Annotated in this window: 1 protein-coding gene; it reads right to left on the minus strand. The window is 58.1% G+C overall.

Annotation, left to right across the window (positions count from 1 at the left end):
• Positions 1 to 253: transposase (locus IV91_RS0114425; RefSeq protein WP_031599531.1), on the minus strand; the 253-nt coding region annotated here is incomplete at both ends.

The raw sequence follows: 253 nt of genomic DNA on the forward strand, positions 1-253 counted from the left end.
CGCTGGCAATGTATCCAGCATGGCTGCATCGAGCCGCTGCCCGTATTTTCGTTTCGGCCCCCGGCGTTTCGGTTCTGGTTCCGGAGGCAGGTAGAGTGCCGTATCCCGTCGCACCTGACCAATGATACGTACCCTCTGTTCGAGCAAGGGCAGAATCAAACTCTTGCGCATGAACCAGGCATCGATCAGCAGACGCGCTTCCCTGACATTCCCTCTGACCGACTCGATCAACTGCCGAGCCACCCAGAGTTTG

It is taken from the genome of Ferrovum myxofaciens, from assembly GCF_000735045.1.
GTDB classification, from domain to species: domain Bacteria; phylum Pseudomonadota; class Gammaproteobacteria; order Burkholderiales; family Ferrovaceae; genus Ferrovum; species Ferrovum myxofaciens.